General features: G+C 70.6%; 21 protein-coding genes and 1 pseudogene. 7 read left to right on the plus strand and 15 right to left on the minus strand.

Going from position 1 to position 23479, the window contains the following annotated elements; genetic code table 11:
- The first annotated feature begins 8 nt into the window (after positions 1-8).
- Positions 9-1121 (plus strand): class I SAM-dependent methyltransferase, encoded by a 1113-nt coding sequence (locus ACIO52_RS29670; protein ID WP_402648506.1) that lies wholly within the window; start codon positions 9-11, stop codon positions 1119-1121.
- A gap of 231 nt (positions 1122-1352) precedes the next feature.
- Here the strand turns inward: ACIO52_RS29670 and ACIO52_RS29675 are convergent, their stop codons facing one another.
- The 6 genes from ACIO52_RS29675 to ACIO52_RS29700 are packed head-to-tail and all read right to left on the minus strand — an operon-like array spanning position 1353 to position 8288.
- Entirely contained in the window at positions 1353-2471 is a 1119-nt protein-coding gene (locus ACIO52_RS29675; RefSeq protein ID WP_402648509.1) for a glycosyltransferase family 4 protein, read from the minus strand.
- Entirely contained in the window at positions 2458-3477 is a 1020-nt protein-coding gene (locus ACIO52_RS29680) for a beta-xylosidase (protein WP_402648512.1), read from the minus strand. Before ACIO52_RS29680 ends, ACIO52_RS29675 begins: the two co-directional genes overlap by 14 nt.
- Complete coding sequence (locus ACIO52_RS29685; protein WP_402648515.1) at positions 3431-5032, minus strand: oligosaccharide flippase family protein; 1602 nt, start codon at positions 5030-5032, stop codon at positions 3431-3433. The genes ACIO52_RS29680 and ACIO52_RS29685 overlap by 47 nt, the downstream gene beginning before the upstream one ends.
- Entirely contained in the window at positions 5029-6099 is a 1071-nt protein-coding gene (locus ACIO52_RS29690; RefSeq protein ID WP_402648518.1) for a glycosyltransferase family 4 protein, read from the minus strand. The genes ACIO52_RS29685 and ACIO52_RS29690 overlap by 4 nt, the downstream gene beginning before the upstream one ends.
- Complete coding sequence (locus ACIO52_RS29695) at positions 6096-7454, minus strand: O-antigen ligase family protein (RefSeq protein WP_402648520.1); 1359 nt, start codon at positions 7452-7454, stop codon at positions 6096-6098. Before ACIO52_RS29695 ends, ACIO52_RS29690 begins: the two co-directional genes overlap by 4 nt.
- A 3-nt stretch (positions 7455-7457) precedes the next feature.
- On the minus strand, positions 7458-8288 hold the full coding sequence (locus tag ACIO52_RS29700) for a glycosyltransferase (protein WP_342802268.1): 831 nt from the start codon (positions 8286-8288) through the stop codon (positions 7458-7460).
- 318 nt (positions 8289-8606) lie between these two features.
- Between ACIO52_RS29700 and ACIO52_RS29705 the strand changes: the two genes are divergently transcribed.
- From ACIO52_RS29705 to ACIO52_RS29720, 4 genes are all read left to right on the plus strand, one after another.
- Entirely contained in the window at positions 8607-9584 is a 978-nt protein-coding gene (locus ACIO52_RS29705; RefSeq protein ID WP_402648523.1) for a hypothetical protein, read from the plus strand.
- Between the two features lie 63 nt (positions 9585-9647).
- Entirely contained in the window at positions 9648-10979 is a 1332-nt protein-coding gene (locus tag ACIO52_RS29710) for a glutamate-1-semialdehyde 2,1-aminomutase (protein WP_402648526.1), read from the plus strand.
- Complete coding sequence (locus ACIO52_RS29715; protein ID WP_218716206.1) at positions 10976-12079, plus strand: glycosyltransferase; 1104 nt, start codon at positions 10976-10978, stop codon at positions 12077-12079. The genes ACIO52_RS29710 and ACIO52_RS29715 overlap by 4 nt, the downstream gene beginning before the upstream one ends.
- A gap of 277 nt (positions 12080-12356) precedes the next feature.
- The gene (locus tag ACIO52_RS29720) at positions 12357-14381 is read left to right on the plus strand and encodes an SDR family oxidoreductase (RefSeq protein WP_218716205.1); all 2025 of its coding nucleotides are present in this window, start codon (positions 12357-12359) and stop codon (positions 14379-14381) included.
- A gap of 82 nt (positions 14382-14463) precedes the next feature.
- Here ACIO52_RS29720 and ACIO52_RS29725 read toward each other — a convergent pair whose 3' ends face one another.
- The 4 genes from ACIO52_RS29725 to ACIO52_RS29740 are packed head-to-tail and all read right to left on the minus strand — an operon-like array spanning position 14464 to position 17226.
- Positions 14464-15648: an NAD(P)/FAD-dependent oxidoreductase gene (locus tag ACIO52_RS29725; RefSeq protein ID WP_402648530.1), complete on the minus strand. Its 1185-nt coding sequence runs from the start codon at positions 15646-15648 to the stop codon at positions 14464-14466.
- Positions 15645-15827 carry a rubredoxin gene (locus ACIO52_RS29730; RefSeq protein WP_218716203.1) on the minus strand — a complete coding sequence of 61 codons (183 nt, stop codon included), beginning with the start codon at positions 15825-15827 and terminating at the stop codon, positions 15645-15647. The genes ACIO52_RS29725 and ACIO52_RS29730 overlap by 4 nt, the downstream gene beginning before the upstream one ends.
- Positions 15824-16000, minus strand: a complete 177-nt coding sequence (locus tag ACIO52_RS29735) for a rubredoxin (RefSeq protein WP_218716202.1) — start codon at positions 15998-16000, stop codon at positions 15824-15826. The genes ACIO52_RS29730 and ACIO52_RS29735 overlap by 4 nt, the downstream gene beginning before the upstream one ends.
- On the minus strand, positions 16000-17226 hold the full coding sequence (locus tag ACIO52_RS29740) for an alkane 1-monooxygenase (protein ID WP_402648534.1): 1227 nt from the start codon (positions 17224-17226) through the stop codon (positions 16000-16002). The genes ACIO52_RS29735 and ACIO52_RS29740 overlap by 1 nt, the downstream gene beginning before the upstream one ends.
- Before the next feature lie 142 nt (positions 17227-17368).
- Here ACIO52_RS29740 and ACIO52_RS29745 point away from each other — a divergent pair, with 142 nt between their 5' ends.
- Positions 17369-17971 (plus strand): TetR family transcriptional regulator, encoded by a 603-nt coding sequence (locus ACIO52_RS29745; protein WP_316574661.1) that lies wholly within the window; start codon positions 17369-17371, stop codon positions 17969-17971.
- Between the two features lie 18 nt (positions 17972-17989).
- Here the strand turns inward: ACIO52_RS29745 and ACIO52_RS29750 are convergent, their stop codons facing one another.
- Positions 17990-18562: a cutinase family protein gene (locus tag ACIO52_RS29750; RefSeq protein WP_218716199.1), complete on the minus strand. Its 573-nt coding sequence runs from the start codon at positions 18560-18562 to the stop codon at positions 17990-17992.
- Positions 18563-18835: 273 nt separating this feature from the next.
- On the minus strand, positions 18836-19051 hold the full coding sequence (locus tag ACIO52_RS29755) for a hypothetical protein (protein WP_218716198.1): 216 nt from the start codon (positions 19049-19051) through the stop codon (positions 18836-18838).
- A gap of 95 nt (positions 19052-19146) precedes the next feature.
- Here ACIO52_RS29755 and ACIO52_RS29760 point away from each other — a divergent pair, with 95 nt between their 5' ends.
- A complete protein-coding gene (locus ACIO52_RS29760; protein WP_402648538.1) occupies positions 19147-20841 on the plus strand; it encodes an FAD-binding dehydrogenase in 1695 nt (564 codons plus the stop codon).
- Positions 20842-20844: 3 nt separating this feature from the next.
- Here ACIO52_RS29760 and ACIO52_RS29765 read toward each other — a convergent pair whose 3' ends face one another.
- The 3 genes and pseudogenes from ACIO52_RS29765 to ACIO52_RS29775 form a co-directional block, all read right to left on the minus strand.
- Complete coding sequence (locus ACIO52_RS29765) at positions 20845-21678, minus strand: IclR family transcriptional regulator (RefSeq protein WP_218716196.1); 834 nt, start codon at positions 21676-21678, stop codon at positions 20845-20847.
- Positions 21679-21731: 53 nt separating this feature from the next.
- The gene (locus ACIO52_RS29770) at positions 21732-22895 is read right to left on the minus strand and encodes an Mrp/NBP35 family ATP-binding protein (protein ID WP_402648544.1); all 1164 of its coding nucleotides are present in this window, start codon (positions 22893-22895) and stop codon (positions 21732-21734) included.
- An 11-nt stretch (positions 22896-22906) separates the two neighbouring features.
- Positions 22907-23479 (minus strand): annotated as a pseudogene (locus ACIO52_RS29775) (pyridine nucleotide-disulfide oxidoreductase); the annotation flags it as partial.

The following is a 23479-nucleotide window of genomic DNA, read 5'->3' on the forward strand; positions in this document are numbered from 1 at the left end:
ATCCTGTCATGACCCGCCGGTGCCGCGGCTGCGGAAGTACCGCCCTCACCACCGTTCTCGACCTGGGCTCGGTACCCGCCGCCGACCACTTCCCGCCCCACGACAGCCCCCTCGACCCCGCCGAATCCGGTCATCCGCTGCGCATGGACCGCTGCGCGGGGTGCGGGCTGGCCCAGCTCGCCGACGACGACACCGTCACCGCGGAACCCCGCGGCATCGAACCGCTGGCCCTGCGGGAGCAGGCCGCCGCGGCGGTACGACTCGTCGAGACCGCCGGGCTGCTGCGGGGTTCGACGGTGGCCGAGTTCGGCAGCCCGCACGGGGGCACCTGGCTCCCGCTGCTCACCGACTGCGGCTTCACCCCGACCGACGGCCCCGCCGACGTGGTCCTGGACTGCTTCGGCATCATGCACGAACCGGATCAGCGCGCGGCCTTCGCGGCCAGGGCCGCCGCCACCGTGCCCGGCGGAGTGCTCCTGGTGCAATACCACTCGCTGGCCGCGATCCTCGCCCAAGGACAGTGGAATGCGTTGCGGCACGGGCATTTCGCCTACTACTCCCTCGACACCCTGCGCAGCCTGCTGCGCGCGGCCGGGATGAGCGTGGTCAGCGGGTGGCGGTTCGAGCTCTACGGCGGCACCGTGCTGCTCGCCGCTCGCCATGGCGAGCACGACGCCGATCCCAGCGTGGCGGCGATCCTCGCCGCCGAGGCCGCCGCGCCGTCGGCCGACACGTTGCAGCGGGTGGTCGATCAGCACGTCGGCACCCTGCGCGCCTGGCTCGAGCACCGGGCCGGGCAGCGGGTGTACGCCTACGGGGCCGCCTCGCGCGCCGTCGCCCTGCTGGCGATGGCGGGCGCGCACCGCGGCCTGCTCGCCGGGGTCGCCGACGCCTCGCCCGCCAAACAGGGCTGCCGGATGCCGGGCACCGACATCCCGATCATCTCCCCCACAGACCTCGTCCACGCAGTCCCCGATGCCGTCCTGCTGACACTGCCCGACCTGTTCGCCGAGGTCAGCGCCCTGCTGCCCGCGCTGGACGGACGCTGGTTCGTCGACGATCCGGCAGGCCCGCGCACTCCCGCGCTCGACGGCGTGCCCGGAACACTGTGGCGCAGTTGATCTTTCGCTGAGGACGCACGACCAGCACGGTGGGATTGCTCGACAAGCTCCCAGCGTCGCGCCATGTGCGGGCCCTGGCCGGGCGGCTGACGTTCGAGTGGTCGACGCCCAGCCTCGGTGTCGAGGCCGCCGGTGACGATATCGCCGGAATCGAAGGCGCGCCGCGGCTTTCCGGGTTCCGCCGCACCGTGAACGGGGTGCTCGGCCACACCGATGTCCGCCGTTGCCCGCCTACGGCCCGACCTCTTCGATCTGATCCGGGGTCCCGAGCAGCACGTCCAGCATGCGGGGCAACGTCTCGGCGAGATCGTGGCGGGCCGCCACGGCCGCACGGCCGCTGTCTCGCAGCCGGGCTCGCAGGTCCGGTTCCCGGCCGAGACGCCGCAGCGCCTCGCGCAAGGCGACCGGATCGTCGGGCGCGACACACACCGCCGTGTCGTCGGTGACGTTGCCGCCGTGGCCGGTCGCGACGACCGGCACGCCGACGCTCATCGCCTCCAGCACCACCAGCGGGCCCGCCTCGGGCAGCACGCTCGCCGACACCAGCACGTCCCATCCCCAGATCGTCGGCAACGGATCGACATTGCCGAGGAATCGGACCCGGCCGGCCAGATCGGGCCGCCGCGCTCGTTCCCGCAACGCGGCCAGATACGGTTCGTCACCGGGGTGCGGCGAGCCGGCGATCTCGATCACGACCTCGGGGAGCCCGGCGGCGGCCGCCAGCAGCACGTGCTGGCCCTTCCACTCGGTCACCACGCCCAGGATCCCGACCACCAGCGGGCTGCGCTCGACGACCGGGGCGGCTTCGACCGGCCAGCGCACTCCTTGCCGGGCGACCTCGACCTCGAATCCCAACGCGCGCACCGGCGCCGCGGCACGCTCGGACACCGCGACGGCGCGACCGACCGCGCGGCGGCCCACCCGCGCCACCGTGCGCTGCCGTCGGCCCGCCACCACATCGTGCACCAGCCACACCGCCGCCCGCCGAGGCGGCAGCGCCAGGGCCACCGCGGGCAGCGCCATCGTCGAGTTCACCACCAGCCGGACCCCGGCGGTGCGCGCTACCCGCCGGAGCACGCGGGCGGCCAGGGCCCACCGCCACAGCATGACGGCGGCCGCGCGCAGGCGCTGCCCGCCCCGCTGCCCGGCCAATCCGAGTTCCGGGATCGCGACGTGGCCGACCGTGGCGGGCAGCAGCTTCCGGAGCGGACCGTCCGGGCAGACCACCCGCACCCGCCAGCCCTCGGCCACGGCCCGCTCGGCGAGGGTCAGCATGATCTTCTCGGCGCCGGAAGCCCGGCCGGAATGCGCGACGAACACCAGCTCCCGAGCGCTGCTATCGACCGGCACGCCGCGCCTCCGCGTGGGCGCGCAGCACCGCCAGCGCGGGCTTCTCGGTGTAGTCGCGGCGCAGCAGGCCGAAGTTGTCCTCGAGATCGTCGCGGTTGTCGCCGGCATCGAGGAGGGAGTAGACGAACACCGGCCCGACATCGTGCATCGTGGCGATCAAGCCGAGTCCCTGATCGAGGATCTCGGCCTGCACCGCTTCACTGACCGATCGTGCGCCGGTGCCGGTCGGCGCCCCGAATTCGGTCGGCCACAACAGGGCCGAGGTGTCGCTGTTCGCGTCCATGATGCGCCGGATGGCCATCAGATTGCCGAAGGCGTTGTACCAGGCAGGCGAGGCGGGCAGCTCCGGATAGGAGTAGGGATGCACCGCGATCCCGTCGAAGTCGGCCGCCGCCCCGAGTTCGTAGAGCAGTTCCACGAACGAGGTCGGCGCGATGTCTTGACCGTTGTTCGTCGCCGGTGCCAGGCCGCCGACGATCACCTGGCCGTGCGGCTGGCGCGACCGGACCGACAGCGCGGCCTGGCGCAGCAGATGCGCGTAGACGCCGATGTCCGGCCGCGGCGCGAAGAAGGCGGTGACATTGGGTTCGTTCCAGATCTCCCAGTGCGAGATCTGGTCGCGGTAGCGATCGACCGCGTCGCCGACGAACCGGCCGAACAGCACCGGCTGCGGCACCAACTTGCTGCTCGGGGCGCCCTCGTGCAGCCCGGCCCAGGCGGGCGCGTAGGTCAGGATCGCCAGCACGGACAGATCGTGGGCGCGCGCCGCATCGATGGCGCGATCGGTCGCCGACCAGTCCTGGCGGCCCCGCTGCGGTTCGATCACCGACCAGTCGAGGTCGATCCGGACCCAGGTGGCTCCGCTGGCGGCGACGATGCCCATCTGCCGGTCCAGTTCCGCCGCACCGGATTCCAGCCAGGCGTGGCCGCCCGACACCCCGAGGCCTGCGGGGGCGGTGTCAGTGGGGGTCGTCGGCACGATCGTCGCGCATCCCGACACTGTCACCGTGACGACTGCGGCGATGAGCATCACCCGGGCGATTCGCCACAGTGTCATCAGGTTTCGGCCCCCGCAAGGTTCGTATCGTCAGTCCGTCGGTCCGCCGCACGATGCATCCGGCGAGAAATAGGTATATCAGGCAGGCGGTGATCGCGGTGACGATCCACGGCGGCGCCCAGTGCCGGTCGATCGCGGTCGCCGCGGCGATCACCGCGACGGCCACTCCGGCGATGGCGGCCACCGTGGCCAGCGGCACCAGCCGCCGCATCCGGACCGCCGCGGCCAGCGCCACCCAGACCGCGATGAGCAGCACCAGCTGCGCCAGCAGTCCGGCGACGGCCGCGCCCTCGTAGGACCACCGCGAGATCAGCGGCCACGCCACCGCGAGATCGACCAGCAGCGCGACCGCCGCGATCCAGGGGATGACCACGTTGCGCCCGACGGCCATCAGCGCCACCAGCGCGAGGTGTGCCAGTGCCCCCAGCAGCCCGCCGAGGATCTGGATCCGGGCGGCGTCCGCCGCCGCTTCGAGATCGGCGCCGAACAGCAGCCGCACACCGTCGGCGGCGACCGGCCAGAAGGCCACCAGCGCGGCCAGGCCGAGCGCGGTCAGCGCGGTGGTCGCCTGGCGGAAATAGCGGCGGAACCGCGCCGGATCGTCGGGCCACAGGGCGATCAAGAGGGTGGTCAGCGGGGCGACCACCGCGATCGCGGCGGTGTCGAGCAGATCGGCGAACTTCATGCCGACGGCGAAGAGCCCGACGGACTCGTAGCTGTCGAAATGCCCGAGCAGCAACAGCCCGACCTTCTGCAACATGATGATCAGCGCGAGCCCGATGCTCAGCGGCAGCGCTTCCCGCAGCATGCCGCCCCACCAGCGCAGCTCGATTTGCCGCGCGGGGATCGGCCCGCCCAGCCCGCGCCCGACCGCGACGATCTTCACCGCGATCGCGACGATCTCGTAGACGATGGCGGGCACCACGACCACGAGCAGGGTCGGCGACCACACGACCGCCAACACGGTCACCGCCAGTTGCACCGTGCGGGCGAGCGCTTCGGCCGCGGCGACGAGGGTCAGCCGCATGGTCGACTGGAACAGCACGGTCAGCGCGTGACTCGGCGTGGCCACGACCACCACCAGTCCCGCGACCGCGGTGGCGGTGACCACCTCGGGCGGACACCGCAGCACGAGCACGTAGCCGACCGCCAGTCCGTAGCCGACGAGCCCGAGTACGGTCCGCAACACGATGAACGAGGTCGCGATCTCGGCGGCCTCGCTGGGCTCACCGTGGACCAGCTTCCCGATGACCGCGCGTCCGACACCGAGGTCGGTGACGATCGCGAGCATGCCGAGCAGACCGAAAACGAAAGAGAAGTAGCCCCATTCGACCGCGGGGAGCATGCGGGCGATCAGCGTGGTGCCGAGCAGTCCCAGCGCCGCGGCGAAGACGCGGCTGGCCAGCATCGCCGCGGTGTTGTTCGCCGCGGCCCGGCCGGATCGCGCGCGTCCGCCGTCGGCCGGTTCCTCCCGGGCGACGGCCGCGGTGGCGTCGTCGGTCACGACATCAGCCCGGCCGCGCGGTAGGCGGCGACGGTCGCCGCTGCCGTGGCCTGCCAGCTCAGCGCGGACACCGCGGCGAGGCCGCGACGGCGCAGGTCCTGGTTGGCGGCCGCGTCGTGCACCAGCGGGCGCAGGGCTTTCGCCCAGTCCTCGGCGACCGATCGCGCCACGAGCACGGCGCCGTCCCCGCAGACCTGGGGCAGCGCACCGACCGCACTCGCGACCACCGCGCCACCGCAGGCCATGGCCTCGACCGGCGGCAGCCCGAATCCCTCGTACTGCGAGCAGTAGGCGACCACCGTCGCGGCCGCGTACAGCGCGGGCAGGTCCGCGGTGTCGACGTAGCCGAGCCCGATCGCCGAGCTCGGCGCCTGCGGGCCGTCGGATCCGGCACCGGCCAGCACCAGGGGGACGTCGAGGAGGCCGGCCGCCTCGGCCAGCATCGCGACCTGCTTGCGCGGTTCGACGGTGCCGACTTGCAGCACGAAGCGCGGCGGCAGGTCATACCGCGCGCGCACTCGCGCGACGTCGTGTTCCCCGGGTTCCCGCGCCCACCCGGCGGGGGCGAGCGGTACGACGACCGCGTCCCGGCCGAACCGGTCGGCGATCCGCTCGGCGGTGAACTCCGAGACCGCGATGAGCAGATCGGCGCGGGCCAGCGACATCCGGACCAGCAGCTGTTCGCCCCGTGCCCGGTAGCGACTGAAGGCCCACGGGACATCGAACACCGACAGGTCGTGCACGGTACCGACGGTCGCGCGCGGCCCGGTGACCGGAACGTCGACGTCGAGCCCGTGGAAGACATCGACGCCGCGCAGCGGGGCGATGCCGTGCCAGGCCCGCCGCGCCCCCACCGCGACCGGACGCGTCACCGCGCTGATGCCCGGCGGCAGGATCGCCACGGCATCGGCTTGGACCACGGCCGACAGGGCGGTTCCCGCCAGCAGGGCCGGCATCCGCGCCAGCAGCTCACGCTGATAGGTCGACACCCCCGCCCCGTTCGGACGGCAGGCCAGCGCACCGAAACACAGTGCGCCACCTCGCTTTTCCTGTGCCTCGACGTTCATGTGACCTGCTCGGGGACAGCGCTGCGCTCGACGGTCGTGGACTGCTGGGTGATCGCACAGCCGACGACCGCGGCCAGCAACCAGAAGTAGAAATCACTGGGGAAGATCTCGAAGTAGCTCGACGCGACCGCCGCCACCGCGCTGGCCAGCACCGCCGCCGCGACGCCGAGCGCCAGGGCGGCGTCGTTGCCACGCAGTGTGCGGGCCGCGCGAATCGACATCAGGTAGATCACCACCATGATCACCGCGAACAGCCACACACCGATCGGCCCGAGTTCGATCAGGAGCTTCACGTAGTAGTTGTCGGGCTGATACGGACGTCCGTAGATCTGGACCTCGCCGGTGGCGTACGGCAGCTTCTCGGCCATCGGGCCGAGTTCCTCGACCAGCAGACGCGCCTTCGCCGCGCCGGTGGAACCGAGACCGTCCCCGAACGGATGACTGCCGACCGACCGGATCACGGTGTTCCAGCCGGTCCCCCGGTCGGCCAGGCTCGACGACGAGAACAGCGAACTGCGGGCCTGCGCGGACACCGCGACACTGCCCAGGCCGATCAGCACGACGCCGCCGATGATCACCGCCTTCAGCTGCCGCCGATACCGCACCACCGCCAGCACCAGTGCCCCGACCAGCAGGCCCACCAGCGCCGCCCGCACCACACTCGCCGCGATCCCCGCGACCAGTACCGGCGTCGCCAGCAGGAAGATCCGGTTGCGCGGGCGCCGCGGCGCGGCCAGCGCCACCGAACCACCGACGAGCAGGACCGTCACCAGGTAGAACCCGAACGGAAACGGCTGATTGAACGTGCTGAACGAGCGCAGGATGCCCCCCGAGAACCGGATCGTCTCGTTGTACTCGTAGCCCATCTGGGCCAGTCCTGCCGCGCCGATCGCCTGCTGGGCCAATCCGAACACCGCGATCACGATCGACTCCATCATCATGATGGTCACCAGCAGATCGCGGTCGCGCGCGTTGAACGGTCGCAGGTACAGGATCAGCGGGACCACGACGAAGTAGAAGAACGTGATCTTGATCGCGAACAGGCCGAGCGATCCTGCCGTCACGAACGCCGACACGACCCCGAACACGACCAGGACCGCGCCGAACGACCACCACGGAATCACCGGGCGCGGTTCGGATTCGCGCTGCGGGACGACGACGGCCACCGCGAGAGTGAGCAGCAGCAGCGCCTCCTTCCACCCGTTGACCTGCATCCACCCGGGCGCGATCAGGAGCAGACCGTTGAACGGCACCAGCGCGGCGACCAGCAACAGCCCGCGCTGCGGCCGATGGCGGATCCAGCGCAGGAACACCCACACGACCGGAACCGCGAGCAGGTACAGCAGCGGGCCCACGATTCAGCCCTTCCCGGCCGCGCGTTTGACCCGCGCGCCCAGCCGGACCAGTGCCTGACGCACGACCTTGCCGTCGCCGACGAGGACATCGACGAGGCGGATCTGATCGCGGTGCCTGCGCCGGTAGTGGTGGTTGAACCGGAGCACGTCGGACAGCTTGCTGAGGGTCGAGGTGGTGGAGGAGTAATTGAACGCCGAGGCGCGGTTGATCGCCAGCACCCGGCTGTCACCGAAGAAGCCGCCGCGCTCGACCAGTTGCGCGATGAGGTCGATGTCCATCGCGTAGAGGAAGTCGGTGCGGAACCCGCTGGTCGTGGCCAGATCGCTGCGGCGGAACATGAACGCGGCCGTCGGGCACAGTTCGTCGGGGAGCTTGCGGACGAAGGCGCGCAGGGCGGTCCGCGACGAGCGGCGCCCGAGCAGTCCCGTCAGCCCACGCGATCGGGCGAGCAGCGTTCCCGCGTCGTCGATGACGTCGAACCTGGCGCCGGTGACGGCGATCTCCGGATCGCGCAGCGCGTCGACCTGCGCCGACAGGCAATTCGGGGTGATCAGGTCGTCGGCGCAGACGAGCTTGACCAGCTCACCCGAGGCCAGTCCGATCGTCCGGTCCCAGTTCTCGGCGATCGGCAGGACGACGTCGTTGGTGTAGAGCCGAATCCGGTCGTCGTCGAAGGACCGCACCAGCTCGCCGGTGCCGTCGACACTCGCGTTGTCGACCACGACGATCTCGAAATCCGCGAAGTCCTGCGCGAGGATCGACCCGATGGTCTCGACGATCGTGCGTGCCGCGTTGAATGCCGGGACACACACCGACACCCGAACCCCCACCACTGTTCGATCCTCCATGATTTCCGTCACTCACCGATCCCGCGTGCCCGCCGCGGGCGGGCACGAACCGGCTCAGCGTACCGATCTCCCCGCGCCCGCGCTCATCTGGCGATTTCCGCCACATCGACCCGCTGAACTGTTTCCGCGGCGCTGCGGGCACGTCGCGCCACGTGCGTATCGAGTGGGACCGCATCGACGTTTCAGATTCCGGGACACGTTTACCGGCCGCACCCGCCGGGTAAACCCGTCGCGGTCACGTCTCGCGGCGCAGCGGAACCCCAGCTACCATCGCCACCACTACCGGTGGAATGTGGGGGAAGTGTGAGTGAGACGGCGGCGACGGGTGAGTCCCGCTCGGCGAGCGCGTCGATGTCCGGCGTCGACCTCGCCGGGCACGCCCGCCAGCTGATCCGGGTCCTCCCGATCGCCCTGGTGGTGGCCGTGCTGGTCGGCGCGGGCGTCTGGCTGGTGCGCGACCGCAGCGACCGCACCTACGAGGCGAGCCTGACCGCGCAGATCTCCCAGCAATCGATCGGCGCGGTGTTCAACGAACTCACCCAGCCCTACATCGTGCTGATCACCGAGAGCCGGGTGCTGTCGGACGTGGTGAAGAACGGGCTGGCCCCCTCCGAAGACGATCTGCGGCCCCGGGTCTCGGCCATGACCGGCCCCGCACCCTCGCTGTTGATCATCACAGCGCAGGCGAGCACTCCCGAGCAGGCCGCCAAACTCGTCCTCGCGGTAGAACAGTCGCTCGACCGTGTCGGATCCCAGATGCGCACCGAGGCGATCGCTCGCTCGGCGGCCGACCTGGAAGATCACCGCCGGGCCGTCGAGGACACCTTCTCCAAGCGGCTCGTCGACGATCCGCTGCGGCCGGAGCTGAGTTTCGACGCCAGGGACGTCGCCCGCGAAATCGAGTTCCGCCAGGTGCTCGGCATGGCCCGGCTCACCGTGATCAGCAATCCGCGCACGGAACTGGTGGCCCCGCACCCGGTGCAGGAAGGGCTGTTCGCCGCCTTGGCCGCCTTGATCGTGGCCGCCGAGGGCCTGGTGCTGGCGCGTGGCGCGCTGGAGCGGCGCACCGGCCGCAAGCGCACCGCCGAGGACCCGAAGCCCGCCGAGACATCCGCGTCGGTCGGTACCTCCGAGGTCGACCCGTCCGCCCGGGCCGACGCGATCGCGCCGGCGTCGGTATCCGTCGCCTACGACCCCGAGACCACGGTCCTCCCCCGCCAGTGGCCCCCACGGGCAGCCCCGGTGAAGACCGCGAGCAAGAACTCGACGCCCAGCGCGTAGGGCGGGCAACCGCTCGGGACCGGGTCGCCACGGACCGACCGACACGAGCCGAGAGGAACGCTGATGCGCAGCTTCGATCACAGCACGGCCGTCCAGGCCCGGCTGCACGAGCTCGTTCCGGGCGGCGCGCACACCTACGCGCGCGGCAGCGACCAATACCCCGAGGGCATGGCCCCGGTGCTGGTGCGCGGCAAGGGCGCTCGGGTCTGGGATGTCGACGGCAACGAGTTCGTCGAGTACGGGATGGGGCTGCGCGCGGTCACGCTGGGCCACGGCTACGAGCCGGTGTGCGCGGCCGCCGCGCGCGCCGCCGCCGACGGCTCGAGCTTCTCCCGGCCCACCGAATCGGAACTGCTCGCCGCCGAGGACTTCCTGTCGCTGGTGCCGGGCGCCGACATGGTCAAGTTCGCCAAGAACGGCTCCGACGCCACCACCGCCGCGGTGCGTCTCGCCAGGGCGGTCACCGGGCGGACCCGGATCGCCGTCTGCGATCAGCCGTTCTTCTCCGTCGACGACTGGTTCATCGGCACCACCGAGATGGCGGGCGGCATCCCCGCCGTCGACACCGTGAAGTTCCCCTACAACGACCTCGACGCGCTGGCGGGCACCCTGGCCGCCGGTGAGGTGGCCGCGGTGTTCCTCGAGGCCGCCACCGCCTTGGCCGAGCCGCTGCCCGGCTATCTGGAAGGCGTTCGCGCGCTCTGTGATCGGCACGGCACACTGCTGGTGTTCGACGAGATGATCACCGGTTTCCGCTGGGCGGCAGGTGGCGCGCAGGCCGTCTACGGCGTCACGCCCGACCTGTCGTGCTGGGGCAAGGCGATGGGCAACGGCTTCCCGATCTCCGCGCTCGCGGGCAAGCGCGAGTACATGGAGCTCGGCGGGCTGCGTACCGAGCGGGACCGGGTGTTCCTGCTCTCGACCACGCACGGCCCGGAGACCTCGGCGCTGGCCGCGTTCCGCGCGGTCGTGCACGCCTACCGCACCGAGGACCCGGTCACCCGGATGGAGCAGGCGGGGCGCGACCTGGCCGACGGCGTGAACGCCGTCGCCGCCGAGCTCGGGCTCGCCGACCACCTCCAGGTCCGGGGCCGTCCGTCCTGCCTGATCTTCCGTACCCTCGACGCGGAAGGTGCTGCGTCCCAGGCCTTCCGGACGCTGTTCCTGCAGGAGCTGCTCCAGCGTGGGGTGCTCGGTCAGTCCTTCGTCGTCTCCGCGGCCCACGACGCCGCCGCCGTGACTGCCACCGTCGCCGCCTGCGCCGAGGCCGCCGTGGTCTATCGCCGCGCGATCGACCGGGGCACCGTCGAGGGTCTGCTGCGCGGCAGGCCGGTCGCCCCCGCCCTGCGCCGCATCGCCGCCCCCCGACAGATCGAGACGAGCACCTCCCGATGACCCGTGTCGCCCTCGTACACGAACGTTTCACCGAGTTCGGCGGTTCCGAGGCGGTGGTCGGTGAATTCGTCGAAACCTGGCCCGATGCCGAGGTTTTCGCGCCGATCGTCGCGCCGGGCGGGATCCGCGAACCGGTCGGCGCCGTCCACGACAGCTGGCTCAGCCGCGCCCATGCCCTGACCGGCGGCAGACACGCTCCCCTGCTGCCGCTGGTGCCGCGCGTGCTGCGCCGGTTGCCGCTGCGCGACCACGACGTGGTGGTGATCAGCCATCACGCCTTCGCCACCCAGGCCGCCCTGGCCACCGACGCACCCGTCGTCGCCTACGTGCACAGCCCGGCCCGGTGGGCCTGGGATCGCGAGTTCCGCGCCCAGGAGGCGGGTGGGCGCGCCGGGCAGCTCGCCCTCGCCGCGCTGGGCACGCTGGCGCGCCGCGGGGAACTGCGCGCCGCGCCGCGGCTCGCCCACGTGGTGGCCAACTCGCACGCGGTCGCGCAGCGGGTCACCGACTGGTGGGGACTGCCCGCCTCGGTGGTCAATCCGCCGGTCCAGGTCGCGCGGTTCACTCCCGACCCGGCCCTCGCCCGCGAGGACTTCTACCTGTGCGCGGGCAGGCTGGTGCCCTACAAGCGCGCCGACCTGGCGATCCGGGCGGCGCAGCGGGCCGGGGTGCGTCTGGTCGTTCTCGGCGAGGGCCGCTTTCGCGCCCAGCTCGCGGCGATCGCGGGTCCGGAGACCACCTTCCTCGGCGCCACCTCCGCCGCGCAGTTGCAGGACATGTACCGGCGCTGCCGGGCGTTGCTGATGCCGGGCATCGAGGACTTCGGCATCGTGCCCGTCGAGGCGATGGCGTGCGGCGCCCCCGTGCTCGCCGTCGGGGCGGGCGGCGCACTCGACACGGTGCGGCCCGGTGTCGTCGGCGCCTACGTGCCCGCAGGCACCGACGACGAGGTCGTCGCGGCACTGGCCGAGCTGATGGGCGAGTTCGATTCGGCGACCTACGATCCGGCGAAGATCCGCGACCACGCGCTCACCTTCGCCCCCGAGGTGTTCCGCGCGCGGATGGCCGGGGTCGTCGACGACGTCCTCGCCGGCCGGTAGCGACAAGTTGTCCGAAACTCGCAGTTACTGAAATCAACTGTCACACACACCCTTTGACCTGCGACGATCGGTGACAATTCCCACACGGTGACCGGGCGCCACGAGCTTGCCCGGCAAGGTTACCGACGAGTACGGTGAGGGCCTGCCGGGACGACGATGTGCCCGGTTTCTCTCCAGCCACGTGCTGCTGGATTTCGACCGTTGATCGCCGCATCCACCGCCGCATGCCGGATCACTGTTGCACGACACCGTGTTTCGAGAATTTTCAGGAGGGGCGATGGTTTCCTACATCGTGACAGGCGGTACCGGATTTCTGGGTCGGCGAGTGGTGCGGGGGCTGCTCGCCGCCGACCCGACGGCGATCGTGCACGTGCTGGTGCGTGCCGAGTCGCTGGCCAAGTTCACCGCGCTGACCGCGCAGCATCCCGACGGTGATCGGGTGTTCGCGCTGGTCGGCGACCTGACCGCCGACGGCCTCGGCCTGGGCGACGAGCCGCCGCGCGCCGATCACGTGCTGCATCTGGGCGCGGTCTACGACATGACCGCCGACGAGGAGACCGCGCACGCGGCCAATGTCGCCGGCACCCGCTCGGTGATCGAGCTGGCGCGCAGGCTCGACGCCGTGCTGCACCACGTGTCCTCGGTGGCCGTCGCGGGCGATCACCGCGGGAAGTTCTTCGAGGAGGACTTCGATCTCGGCCAGAACCTGACCTCGCCGTATCACCGCACCAAGTTCGCCGCCGAGAAGCTCGTCCGGGAAACCACCGACGTGCGCTGGCGGGTGTACCGCCCGGCGATCGTGGTCGGTGATTCGCGCACCGGCGAGATGGACAAGATCGACGGCCCGTACTACTTCTTCGCCGCGATCGACGCCCTCTCGGCGCTGCCGGCCGAATTGCCGCTGCCCCTGCCCGATCTGGGCGCCACCAATGTCGTTCCGGTCGACTACGTCGCCGAGGCGATGGTCCGGCTGGTGCGCAAGGACGGACTCGACGGGCGCACGTTCCACCTGGTCAACCCGGAGCCGCAGCCCTTCGGCGAGATCTACCGCGCGCTGGCCACCGCCGCGGGTGGCCCGGTGGGCATCGGCACGGTCCCCGGCAGTGCCCGCGCGCTGTCGGGTCTCGGGCACGTGCCCGGCGCCCACGCGGTGCGCGACTTCCTGTTCGAACAGGCGGGCATTCCCGCCGAGGTCGCGCCGCACGTCGGTTTCACCGCCGAGTTCGTCGCCGAATCGACCCGCGCGCAGTTGCCCGGCCTGACGGTGCCCGCCTTCGACACCTACGCCCAGCGGCTGTGGGACTTCTGGCGTGCCAACCTCGACCCGCATCGCGGGCGGGTCCCGGCCGACGCCGACCGGCTCGCGGGCCGGATCGTGCTGATCACCGGCGCGTCCTCGGGCATCGGCCTGGCCACCGCGCACGCGGTCGCCCAGCGCGGCGCCACCGTGCTCATGGTGGCCCGTGGCGTCGAAGACCTCACCGCCGCAGCGGAATCCGTGCGGGCCGACGGCGGCACCGCCTTCGCCTACCCGTGCGACATCACCGACGCGACGGCCGTCGACGGCCTCGTGCAGCAGCTGCTGAGCGAGCACGGCCATGTCGATTACCTGATCAACAACGCGGGTCGCTCGATCCGTCGCTCGGTCGCCAACTCGGTGGACCGCATGCACGACTTCGAGCGGACGATGGCGGTGAACTACTTCGGCGCCGTGCGGCTGATCCTGGCGCTGTTGCCGTCGATGCGGGAGCGCCACTTCGGCCACATCGTCAACATCTCTTCGATCGCGGTGCAGACCAAGGTTCCCCGCTTCGCCGCCTATGCCGCCAGCAAGTCGGCGCTGGACAATTTCAGCGATATCGCCGCCGTCGAGAACCGTGGCGCCGGTGTCACGTTCACCTCCATCCGGATGCCGCTGGTGCGCACCCCGATGATCGCCCCCACCGATCTCTACCGCGCCCTGCCACTGCCCGACCCCGAGCGCGCCGCCCGGATCGTGGTGCGCGCGATGCTGGAGCGGCCCGACCGGATCGATACCCCGGTCGGCACCTTCTCGCAGGCGGTCGAGATGTTCCTGCCCTCGCTCAAGCGGACCATCATGCACACCGGCTTCCGGCTCTTCGGCGAATCCACTGCGGCACAGGGCAAGCCGGTGCTCGCCGAGCCCGCCCCCGAGCCGGCGGCGCCGGTCGAGCCCAGCCGCAACGCGCTCACTGTCCTGGCTCCGGTGCTCACCCCGCTGATGGTGATGCCGGGTTCGGCGGCCCGGATGAGCCGTGTGCTGCCGGGCGTGCACTGGTAGTCGCCCTGGATCGACGACACCGGGCCGCGCACGATCACCTCGTGCGCGGCCCGGTTCGTCGCGGTCGCGACCGGTCTCGCGATCAGTGCGTGGGCACCGGCGCCGTGGCCTGCCAGGGCTGTCCGGCCGCGATGAGCGGACGGATCGCGCGCAGCTCCCGGGGCCTGCGCATCGCGACGGCTCCGACCGGGCGTCGATCGCGCAGAGCGACGGCGAGGAAGTCCTTGCCCGCCAGATCCCCGTCGACGACCAGTTCGTCGTGCGGGTGAATCCAGCCGGCGAACTGCATCGAGACGCCGTGCTGGTCGGTCCAGCCCCACGGCACCTCGGCGGGCGCGGCCGGGTGCCCGAGCATCGACAGGGCCGCCGCCGCACCGGCGGTCATGGCGGAGTTCCAGTGCTGACCGCGTTCGAATTCCCCACGCAGCGGGTGGAATCCGGTGGTGGCGTCGCCCGCGGCGAACACCCCCGCCGCCGAGGTGCGGTAGTGCTGGTCGACGACGATGCCGTCGTTGACGGCGATCCCCGCGGCCTCGGCCAGCGCCGTTTCCGGCACCGACCCGACGGCGACCAGCGCGGCGGCGGCCGACCAGGTGCGCCCGTCGGCAGCGGTGGCCGTGACGCCGGTGCCCGCGTCGACCACCTGGGTGGTCAGCACGCCGTTCTCCACCACGACGCCGTGTTCCTCGTGCAGGCGCCGCAGCACGTCCGACACCGCCGCGGGCACCACCCGATCCATCAGCGCGGCTCCGGCATCGAGCACCGTCACGCGGGCACCCAGACCCCGCACGGTGGCGGCGACCTCGCAACCGATCAGCCCACCACCGATGATCAGCAGCGAGCCGCCCGCGGTGACCGCCGCCTGGAGCGCGGCGATGTCGGCGCGGGTGCGCAGGGTGTGCACCCGGGTCGAGGTGGTGTCGATCGTCCGCGCCCGAGCCCCGGTGGCCAGCAGCAGGCTGTCGTAGCCGAGCACCTCGCCGGTGCCCGATCGCACTGTCGCACGGTCGATATCGATCTCTTCCACCCCGAACACGGGGCGCAGATCGATCCTGTTGTCGACCCAGAACTTCACCGGTTTGAGCAGCGCGCGATCGAACGATCCGGTGCCTGCCAGCAGTTCCTTCGACACAGCGGGTCTGCGGTAGGGCAGGTCCGGTTCGTCGCCGACCAGGACGATCTCCCCCGCGTAGCCCTCGCGCCGCAGCGTCTGGGCCGCGGTCGCGCCGGCGACGCCGGCACCCACGATGACGATCCGGCCGCTCATCCGCGGCTCACCTCGAGCATCTCGAAGTCGGCCTTGGCCGCACCGCAATCCGGGCAGGACCAGTCGTCGGGGATGTCGTCCCAGCGGGTGCCCGCCACGATCCCGTCCTCGGGCCAGCCGAGCGCCTCGTCGTACTCGAAACCACATTGCACGCAACGGAACAGCTTGTAGTCGCTCATCGTGACACCTCCTCACTCGGCGCGAAGTCGAGCTTCTCGCGGACCCCGCAGTCCGGGCAGCACCAGTCGTCGGGGATCGCCGCCCAGGCGGTCCCGGCCGGGAAGCCCTCGCGGGGCGCGCCTGTGGTCTCGTCGTAGCGGTAGTCGCAGACCGGACAGGTGTAGGCGGCCATCAGCGCGCTCCGTACTTCGCCAGGACCTTGTCCCGCTTGGCGGGCTGGATGTTCACGCGGGTGATGTCGCCGTCGTAGTGCGCGAGCACGCGCGGGTCCATCACCTTGCGCCACAGCGGTGTGAGGTAGGCCAGGCCGATCAGGCTGGCGTAGCCGCTGGGCAGTTCGGGCGCGCCGTCCATGTGCCGCAGCGTCTGGTAGCGCCGGGTCGGATTGGCGTGGTGATCGCTGTGCCGCTGCAGGTGGTACAGGAAGATGTTGGTGACGATGTGGTCGGAGTTCCAGCTGTGCTCGGGGGTGCACCGCTCGTAGCGCCCCGAGGCGGTCTTCTGCCGCAGCAGACCGTAGTGCTCGAGGTAGTTCACCGTCTCCAGCAGCGAGAAGCCGTACACGGCCTGGATCAGCAGGAACGGCAGGATCACCGGGCCGAACACCGCGACCAGCGCCGCCCACAGCACCACCGTCATCAGCCAGGCGTTGAGCACGTCGTTGTGCATGCTGAACGGTCCCTTGCCGAGTCGCTCGAGGCGGGTGCGCTCGAGTTCCCAGGCCGAGACCAGGCTGCCCCACACACTGCGGGGCAGGAACGTCCAGAACGATTCGCCGAAGCGGGCGCTGGCGGGGTCCTCCGGCGTGGACACGCGCACGTGGTGACCGCGATTGTGCTCGATGTAGAAGTGACCGTAGCCGGTCTGGGCGAGGGTGATCTTCGACAGCCAGCGCTCCAGCTCGTCCTTCTTGTGCCCGAGCTCGTGCGCGGTGTTGATCCCGATGCCGCCCATCGCGCCGATCGTGAAGGCCAGGCCGATCTTCGACACCAGGCCGAGGCCGCCGTCGATGCCGAGCCAGGACAGATCGTCGGCCGTCCACAGGTAGCAGGCGAACACCAGGCTCACCAGCTGCAGGGGGATGTAGGCGTAGGTGCAGTACCGGTAGTACCGATCGTTCTCGAGCAGCTCCATGGCCTCTTCCGGCGGGTTCTTGCCGTCGGGGCCGAAGAAGCGATCCAGGATCGGCAGCAGCACGTAGAGCAGGATCGGCCCGAGCCACCACCAGACCGGCGCGACCGCGGTCCAACCCAGCTGGTTGAACGCCCACACGAAGGCGACGGCCAGCAGCGTCGCGCTGGGCGCGATCAGGCCGAACAGCCAGAGGTAGCGCTTGGGGTCGCGCCAGCGCAGGACTGCCGTCGACCCTTCGTGGTCGTCGATGCGAGATGTCGTCATTGTCATTCTCCTGATCGCCGAGACACCGGCTCGGTCATTGCTGTGTTCATTTACAACATAGCGCGATGTGTTCCCAGTGAATACACTTTAGGAGGAATTGTCAATGAACGAGCAGATTCGATAGCACATGTACGATGATCGAGTGGCCGAATCGCCGAACTTTCACGCCGAGATGCGTCTGCTGTTGCGTGACCGCATGCTCGATGCCGCCCGCACCATGGTCGTCACCGAAGGGTGGGGCGCGGTCAACATGTCGCGCGTGGCCAAGGAGGTCGGCGTCAGCAGGCCGGTCCTGTACAAGGAAATGGGGACCAAACAGGCCCTTGCCGACGCCCTGATCGAGCGCGAGCTGGGCATCTACCTGGCAGGCATCGCCGACACCCTGGCCGAACACCCCACCGACGCCATCGCGGGCATGACCGCCGCCGCGGACTACGCGCTGCGCAACGCCGGGGACAACACTTTGATCAAGGCCGTGCTCGCGGCCCGAGCGGACGGCGACACCGCGCTGCTGCCCGCGTTGATGAGCGATCCGGAGCCGGTGTTGGGCCGCGCGGTCGCCACACTGACCGGCACCGTGCGGGAGCACTACCGGCTCGACGCGCTGTCCGACGACGAACTGACCTCGTTCGTCGAGATCATGGTCCGGCTGACGCTGAGCCATCTGTTCCAGCCGACCGGCAGCGTCGACCGCGCGGTGGCACAGATCGGCGCTGTCCTGAACGGGGTACTGCCCGCCGTCTGACGACGACGGGCAGCGGGCTCACAGCCGCGCGTCGACTTGCCCGACGGCGTTGGCGAAGGCCCAGCTGTAGGCCCCGTGCGCGGTGGGGAAGACCCCACCCGCGCAGACGGGATCGCCCGCGGTGCAATAGTTCGCGGTGCGGTCGGCGTACCACGGCGCGACCGTGCCGCCGACGAGCCGCAACGGATCACCGAACAGCAGCACCGCCACCACCCGCGAGGACACCTCCGGCGGCAGCACCCACATGCCGGGCAGGATCATCATCGCCGGCGAGCCGAGGACACCGTGCGTCACCGCCGCGCCCTGCGAGTAGCCGACGAGCACGAAACGCTGGTCGGGGCAGGCCGCGGCCTGAGCGAGCACATGCGTCGTCATCGCCCTCGTACCGTCGCTGACCGAGGAGGGCACCAGCAGATCCGCCGGGTACTCGACCCGATGGGCGGTGGTGTCGACCGATAGTTGCGCGCTCAGCACCGCGTAGAGCGGGTCGCCGACGACCGAGCCGAGATAGCCGGGTTCCTGTGTCCCGCGGGCGACCACGACATCGAGCGTGGCGCAACTCTGCGCCATCGCCGTCAGTCCCGGTGACATCGCTGTCCCGATCCCCGCGGCCAGTAGCAACACCGACAGCGCTCGCGCTGTATGTCCTGCGACGATACGAATTACCTTCCGGTTGGTCATGGCACCCACCCACTCACGCCGTTGTGAGAACTAGAGAGACGAGCGATCACCGTCCACCGCAACGGTATTCGGCGTGCTCACTGGTGGGATACCCGCTGACCTGCATCGACTCGACGCGAAGTCGGCATCTCTTGCGCCACGGTCGGGTCTCGGATCATCGTGCGACACAAGGCCGCAGGCGGATCAGTGCTTCTTCGGCTTCTTCTTCTTCTTGGGCTTGTCGTGGTCGGGCTCCCACTCGTAGCCGGGAACGCCGCGCTCGCAGTAGGAGTTCTCGACGAGGACATCGCCCTGGTCACGCTCGCACCACCGCTCCGACCGCGAGCAGGAGGTGGCGCCGAGACCGGCGAGTACCGTGAACACGAGCAGGGCAGCACCGGTACGGGTTCGGACTTTCATGGATTCCCAGACCTCTCTCGAACGAAACGCCGCTGGTCAGAGCATTTTCCAACACTTGCCCCCGGCCACCGACGCACCAATGCTACGTTCCGTGGATGTCGAGCACAGTGTCAGAGCCCACCGACGACTTCACCCCCGACGCGATCGTCGTCGGCGCAGGCCTCGCCGGGCTGGTCGCCACGCACGAGCTGGTACTGGCCGGCCGCAATGTCCTGGTGGTCGACCAGGAGAACCGCGCCAATCTCGGCGGCCAGGCGTTCTGGTCGCTGGGCGGGTTGTTCTTCGTCGACAGCCCCGAGCAGCGCAGGCTCGGGATCAAGGACTCCTATGAACTGGCACTGCAGGACTGGCTCGGTTCGGCCGGTTTCGATCGCGAGGACGAGGATCGGATGGCGCGCCAGTGGGCACAGGCCTACGTGCGGTTCGCTACCGACGAGAAGCGGGACTACTTGCACGCCTTGGGTCTTCGTGTCACGCCGCTGGTCGGCTGGGCCGAGCGCGGCGGCGGACTGGCCGACGGGCACGGCAACTCGGTGCCCCGCTTCCATCTGACCTGGGGCACCGGACCCGAGGTCGTGCGGGTCTTCCTCGAGCCCGTGCTCGTCGGCGAGGTCCGCGGCCAGGTGCGGTTCGCGTTCCGGCACCGAGTCGACGAGCTGATCGTCACCGACGGCGCCGTCACCGGGGTCCGCGGCAGCGTCCTGGCCCCCAGCGACACCGAGCGCGGGGTCGCCTCGAACCGGGACACGGTGGGCGAGTTCGCCTTCCACGCGCCCTCGGTGCTGGTGAGTTCCGGCGGCATCGGGCACGCGCACGACCTGATCCGCCGCAACTGGCCCACCGAACGGCTCGGTCCGTGCCCGGAGACGATGATCTCGGGCGTGCCCGCCTATGTCGACGGCCGAATGCTCGGCATCTCCGAACAAGCCGGCGCGGCGCTGGTCAACCGAGATCGCATGTGGCACTACACCGAGGGGATCAACAACTGGGATCCGGTCTGGCCCGATCACGCGATCCGGATCATTCCCGGACCCTCGTCGCTGTGGTTCGACGCGAACGGAATCCGCATGCCCGCACCGTGTTTCCCCGGTTTCGACACCAACGAGACGATGCGCCGGATCCTGTCGACCGGGCACGACTACTCCTGGTTCGTGCTCAACCAGACGATCATCGAGAAGGAGTTCGCGCTCTCGGGCTCGGAGCAGAATCCCGACATCACCGGCAAGGACCTCAAGCTCACGCTGCGCAGCCGCGTCGCCAAGGGCGCTCCGGGTCCGGTGGAGGCGTTCAAACAGCACGGTGTGGATTTCGTCGTCGCCGATTCGCTGGCCGAGCTCGTCGACGGCATGAACGACATCGCCCGGGGACCGAAGCTGGACGCGGCCGCGCTCGAGCGCCAGATCGTCGCCAGGGACCGTGAGGTCGCCAATCCCTACACCAAGGACGCGCAGATCTCCGCGATCAGCAACGCCCGCAAGTACTTCGGTGACAAGGCGGGGCGCGTGGTCAAGCCGCACCGCGTTCTCGATCCCGCGCACGGCCCGCTCATCGCGGTCCGGCTGAACATCCTGACCCGCAAGACGCTCGGTGGCCTGCAGACCGATCTCGATTCGCGGGTGCTGCGACCGGACGGCGAGGTGTTCCCCGGTCTGTTCGCCGCGGGTGAGGTCGCCGGCTTCGGCGGCGGCGGCGTGCACGGCTACAACGCGCTGGAGGGCACGTTCCTGGGCGGGTGCATCTTCTCGGGTCGCGCGGCGGGTCGGGCGATGGCGCGGCGGGCGACCGAGTAGGCGCTAGACGGGGCGGCCGTGCCGGGGGCCGAGGGCGCGTGCCGCTTCCTTGGCCACCTCGGCCAGCGCCCGCGCGAGCCGGGCGGTGTCGAGGGCACTGCGGTCGCCGTGCACCGTGCCCGACAGCGAGATCGCGGCCAGCGCGACCCCGCGGCCGCGGATCGGCACCGCGACACAGCCGACACCGGGCAGCGATTCCTCGGTGTCCACGGCCACGCCCTGCCGATTGCGGATCCGGGCCAGTTCACGATGCAGTTCGGCGCGATCGATGATGGTGCGGGCAGTGCGCGGCACGGTGACCCCGCGCAGCGAGGCCTCGGCGATGCCGGGTTCGAGGGTGGCCAGCAGCGCCTTGCCGACCGCGGTGCAGTGCGCGGGCAGTCGTCCGCCGACCCGGGTGGGGATGGCGACCTGGCTGCGCCCGCCCGCGCGGTCCAGGAACAGCACCTCGCGTCCGTCGAGGACGGCGAGATGACCGATCAGGCCGGTGCGCTGGCTCAGGTCGTAGAGCAGCGGACCGACGACTTCGCGCAGCTCGTTGTGCTCAGCGGCCAGTCCGCCCAGCTCCAGCACGCGCAGCCCGAGCCGGTAGCCGCCGGGGGTGTGCGCGAGCCAGCGCAGCCGGATCATCTGGTCGAGGATCCGGTGCACCGTGGAGCGCGGTAGCCCGGTGCGTTCGGCCAGGCCGAGCAGTGTGAGGGTGGGAGTGGTCGAGTCGAACGCGTCGAGGATCAGCGTCATCCGCTCGATCATCGACGTCGGCGGCGCACCGGCGGCCCGGCCCGATCCGGTCCACAGGTCCTCCGGCGCCGGCTCGGTCACGATCTCGACCGTCATTGATCCAACCTCCACAGTGTGTAGCGGATACAGACTAGAGCCGTCCGTGTCGCTTACGCACCATTTCGCTGTACCGAGCGGTTCATCGCGGTCAGGGCAAGGCGTCTGCCGGTCAGGGGTGCGCTGGTGGGGGCCAGGATCGCGGCGATGTCGGCGACGGCGCGGGCGGCCGCGGATTCCGGGGCGGTGTGGGTGAACGGAGCGCCCTCGTCGCCCGCCGCGCAGACGCCCGGATCGAACGGGATCCGGCCGAGCACCGGACAGTAGGTGTCGAGGAGCGTACTCAGCGCCCGGCTGACGGCAGTGGCCCCGCCCGCGCCGAACAGGGTGTGCCGGGTCCCGTCCGGGCTGTCGTACCAGGACATGTTCTCGATGATGCCCGCCACCCGCTGCCCGGTCCGAGCCGCGACGGCGCCCGCCCGTTCGGCGATGCGGGCCGCCGTGCGCTGCGGCGTCGTGACGACCAGCAGCTGGGCGGCGGGCAGCAGTTGGGCCAGGGAGATCGCGATGTCACCGGTGCCGGGCGGCATATCGATCAGCAGGATGTCGAGCTCACCCCAGTAGACGTCGTGCACGAACTGCGCCAATGCGCGATGCAGCATCGGGCCGCGCCAGACGACGGGGGTGTTGCCGTCGGCGAACATGCCGATCGAGATGACCCGGACACCGAAGGCGCTGGGCGGCATCATCATTCGCTCGACCAGGGTCGGGCCGACGGTGATGCCGAGCATCGCGGGGACCGAATGCCCGTGCACGTCGGCGTCCATGATGCCGACCCGCAGACCGCGGCGGGCCAGCGCGACCGCCAGATTCACCGTGACGCTGGACTTTCCGACACCGCCCTTCCCGGACACGACGCAGTACACCGTCGTCGGCGACGCCGGGTCGGCCGGCCCGCTCGCCGCTGCGGCGTCCGGCCCGCGCAGCTGGACGCGCAGCGCCCGGCGCTGGTCTTCGCTCATCACACCGAAGTCGATGTCGACACCGGCGACGCCGGGGAGCGCGGTGACGGCGGCCCGGATGTCCTCGCTGATCCTCGCCCGCAGCGGGCAGGCGGCGACCGTCAGCAGGACGCGGATGCCGACGTGGCCGTGAGCGTCCACCACGACGGCCGCGACCATGTTCAGTTCGGTGAGCGGACGGCCGATCTCGGGATCGCAGACCTCGCCCAGGGCAGCGATGATCTGTGTTTCGGTCGGGGTGCTCGGCGGGGGCATGGGTGTGTCCTTCACCGGCAGAGGCTGGCGCGCAGCATGTCCGCGCGTTCGACGACTTTGACCCGTTCCCGGCCTTCGGGCGCGCCCAGCGCGCGCTCGTGCGCGTCGAGGCGATACCAGCCTGCCCAGGTGGTGAACGGAATGCCCGCGCCCGCGAGGAATTCCAGGACCGCGCCGGGATCGGGACGAGCGGGGCGGGTCGAGGTGGGCCGGTCTTCGAGCAGGCAGGCCACGGTCTCGTTGGCATCGCCCTTGGTGTGGCCGATGAGGCCGACCGGGCCACGCTTGATCCAGCCCGTCACGTACACACCGGGCAGCGGTCCGGTGGCGGTGAGGACGCGGCCCGCCTCGTGGGGAACGGTGCAGGTGTCCTCGTCGAACGGGATGTCGGGCACCTCGGTGGAGCGATAGCCCACGGCGCGGTAGACGGCCTGCACGTCCCACTGCTTGAACTCGCCGGTGCCCTTGACGTTGCCGGTGCCGTCGAGCTGGGTGCGCTCGGTCTTGAGACCGACGACCTTGCCGTTTTCGCCGATGACCTCGGCCGGGGACTCGAAGAAGTGCAGGAACAGCTTGTGCGGGCG

The organism is Nocardia sp. NPDC087230 (assembly GCF_044744725.1).
GTDB classification, from domain to species: domain Bacteria; phylum Actinomycetota; class Actinomycetes; order Mycobacteriales; family Mycobacteriaceae; genus Nocardia; species Nocardia canadensis.

Excerpts from the sequence above, each read along its gene's own strand:
- ACIO52_RS29670 (WP_402648506.1), top strand. The coding sequence starts at position 9 with ATGACCCGCCGGTGCCGCGGCTGCGGAAGTACCGCCCTCACCACCGTT.
- ACIO52_RS29765 (WP_218716196.1), bottom strand. The coding sequence starts at position 21,678 with ATGACGGTCGAGATCGTGACCGAGCCGGCGCCGGAGGACCTGTGGACC.
- ACIO52_RS29690 (WP_402648518.1), bottom strand. The coding sequence starts at position 6,099 with ATGAACGTCGAGGCACAGGAAAAGCGAGGTGGCGCACTGTGTTTCGGT.
- ACIO52_RS29720 (WP_218716205.1), top strand. The coding sequence starts at position 12,357 with ATGGTTTCCTACATCGTGACAGGCGGTACCGGATTTCTGGGTCGGCGA.
- ACIO52_RS29710 (WP_402648526.1), top strand. The coding sequence starts at position 9,648 with ATGCGCAGCTTCGATCACAGCACGGCCGTCCAGGCCCGGCTGCACGAG.
- ACIO52_RS29715 (WP_218716206.1), top strand. The coding sequence starts at position 10,976 with ATGACCCGTGTCGCCCTCGTACACGAACGTTTCACCGAGTTCGGCGGT.
- ACIO52_RS29730 (WP_218716203.1), bottom strand. The coding sequence starts at position 15,827 with ATGAGCGACTACAAGCTGTTCCGTTGCGTGCAATGTGGTTTCGAGTAC.
- ACIO52_RS29755 (WP_218716198.1), bottom strand. The coding sequence starts at position 19,051 with ATGAAAGTCCGAACCCGTACCGGTGCTGCCCTGCTCGTGTTCACGGTA.
- ACIO52_RS29750 (WP_218716199.1), bottom strand. The coding sequence starts at position 18,562 with ATGTCACCGGGACTGACGGCGATGGCGCAGAGTTGCGCCACGCTCGAT.
- ACIO52_RS29770 (WP_402648544.1), bottom strand. The coding sequence starts at position 22,895 with ATGCCCCCGCCGAGCACCCCGACCGAAACACAGATCATCGCTGCCCTG.
- ACIO52_RS29735 (WP_218716202.1), bottom strand. The coding sequence starts at position 16,000 with ATGGCCGCCTACACCTGTCCGGTCTGCGACTACCGCTACGACGAGACC.
- ACIO52_RS29740 (WP_402648534.1), bottom strand. The coding sequence starts at position 17,226 with ATGACGACATCTCGCATCGACGACCACGAAGGGTCGACGGCAGTCCTG.
- ACIO52_RS29725 (WP_402648530.1), bottom strand. The coding sequence starts at position 15,648 with ATGAGCGGCCGGATCGTCATCGTGGGTGCCGGCGTCGCCGGCGCGACC.
- ACIO52_RS29760 (WP_402648538.1), top strand. The coding sequence starts at position 19,147 with ATGTCGAGCACAGTGTCAGAGCCCACCGACGACTTCACCCCCGACGCG.